The 1,927-nt window shown below is 45.5% G+C and carries 2 protein-coding genes and 1 pseudogene; all 3 read right to left on the reverse strand.

The window, feature by feature from the left end:
- Positions 1-535 (reverse strand): annotated as a pseudogene (locus ACFQ88_RS39525) (right-handed parallel beta-helix repeat-containing protein); the annotation flags it as partial.
- Between the two features lies 1 nt (position 536).
- Positions 537-1,361 (reverse strand): poly-gamma-glutamate hydrolase family protein, encoded by an 825-nt coding sequence (locus ACFQ88_RS39530; RefSeq protein ID WP_379463434.1) that lies wholly within the window; start codon positions 1,359-1,361, stop codon positions 537-539.
- A gap of 118 nt (positions 1,362-1,479) precedes the next feature.
- On the reverse strand, positions 1,480-1,914 hold the full coding sequence (locus ACFQ88_RS39535) for a hypothetical protein (protein WP_041052967.1): 435 nt from the start codon (positions 1,912-1,914) through the stop codon (positions 1,480-1,482).
- Positions 1,915-1,927: the final 13 nt, after the last annotated feature.

Consider the following 1,927-nt stretch of genomic DNA (forward strand, 5'->3'; position numbering starts at 1 on the left):
CACTATTCCAGTTCATCATACCTTTAGCAGCTACCCAAATATTATCGCCTGTAGCGTGGGTGCATGTGGCTTTTTCGATAGTAACGTTCTTACACCCTCTTATATGGATGCAATAGCCCCATTCGTGCGTTTTCTTGCCTTCTACATAGACATAATCATGATCGTCTCTGTCTCCCATAAAGAAGCCGCCTTCCAGCTCCACATTTTCAAGCAGCTCAAAGTAGAAAATAGAGTATCCTGTGGCACTATTCGGCATAGCGTAAAAGCGTGCTGTTTTTGACATTTTTATTTTCAGGTTTGAAGCTCCGCGAACCCCGCCGCCGTATTCCGGCAAGCTCCCGAACTTACTAACGGGATCAATCAGGAAACGGCCACCAGGAATATAAACGCCGTAATATCCATTCTTGGCCGCGTGCTGGATAGCATCGTTAAAGCCTTGTGTTGTTGCTTCCGCGTTCTCACAGTTCGGATTTATACCCCATTCGTCAAAGTTAATGAAATAATACATCGGTTGTAAGCTTTCAACAGCGCCCATATTAAGCACCCGCCTTTCTGCTTACGTTCGCATTAACAAAGTCGGAAAGGAGATCCGTAAACCGGTAGAACGTTTCATTTTTGGAGACTTCACGGCCATTTAGTGAAAACGTATCGAACATGGCCCGCCGCTGTCCGGTGCTTATTTCTAGCTGGATCCTCATTCCGGTTCTATTCTTATTTGCGACATTCGCCGGATCTGTACCGGATAAGGCTGCACCCTCCGGCAATAACTCAGCTGAGAAGCCCGCAGCATTCAAGGTTTCCGTGAGTTTCCCTGCATTTTCCTGATCCGTCCCACCTACTAAAATATGCTTTTCATCTGAAGCATAGCCATGTAGCGACAACGTGAAATCATGCTGGCTTAATAGTTCAAGGGCTTGAGGCTCATCAAAATTCGTGCTAGTGATATGCAAAGATGTATTTCCTGATGCCTTCAATCCTTCAAATAGATACGTGGAATAAGATTTACTTAGCTCCCTGGCAAGCTCACTTGTTCCACCCTCAATCCCGCCGCCGTGAGGCGCAAAGATTAGGACAGACGTTCCAAGCTCTCGCGTGAATATGTTGTAATTCACGGGATCTTCATTAGCCTGCAATTCCTCAAAATTCCGGTACTGATCCGCTGCCATAGCACTGTTTAACCCGATTGTCACAAGGGATAGCACAAGTAGCATTGAAAAACAAAACCGCAGCATGTTATACTTACGGCACTCCGCTACTTTGCGGGGTACTAGGTAGAGAAGGTCAGGCCCGCCAAAGCTCGCCTTCTCTGCCCCCTTACCCTTTTTTGAGGCTCCCACTATTCTATTTTGATTGATAAACACCTTTTATCACTCTCCATTTTAAATTTATTGAATTTTCAAAATATAAAATGCGTTAGCTGTCCTGGTATCACATTTTGACCACCCCCTTAAAGGCTTGAGGTTGTTGCTCCGCGCCCTCCTATATTTTCGCTACTATATAAAAACGATTGCTGTTCACGCTGCCGACATATCCAGTCCAGTTTGACTTGCTGTATAGATTGTATTTGATCAGATATGTTCCTGTTCCATACTCACGCCGGACAGACGGAACACTAAAGCTTTTTACAGGCGTTGATCCGGTAAACGATCCTGAGCCGACTCGCCCTGTGTGTATCAGTCCTTTATCTGACCACTTATACAAGATGGCTTTGTAATACAGGCGTTTTGAGCCTTTCTTTTCTGCCTTGTAGTCGATTGTTGACGCACTCGGACTGTAAGTCGTGGCATCCGTCCAAACTCTTATTGAATGGCCGTTTCTATTCTGCCAGCCTGACCATGCCGCCGAAGCACTTTCCGGAAGTACCATAACCCCCAATGTAATGACAGCAACTAAAGCGAAAATAATCTTTTTCATATTGCGTCCTCCT

Origin of the sequence: Paenibacillus sp. NPDC056579 (assembly GCF_042793215.1) — a bacterium.
Lineage (GTDB): Bacteria > Bacillota > Bacilli > Paenibacillales > NBRC-103111 > Paenibacillus_S.

Excerpts from the sequence above, each read along its gene's own strand:
- ACFQ88_RS39535 (WP_041052967.1), bottom strand. The coding sequence starts at position 1,914 with ATGAAAAAGATTATTTTCGCTTTAGTTGCTGTCATTACATTGGGGGTT.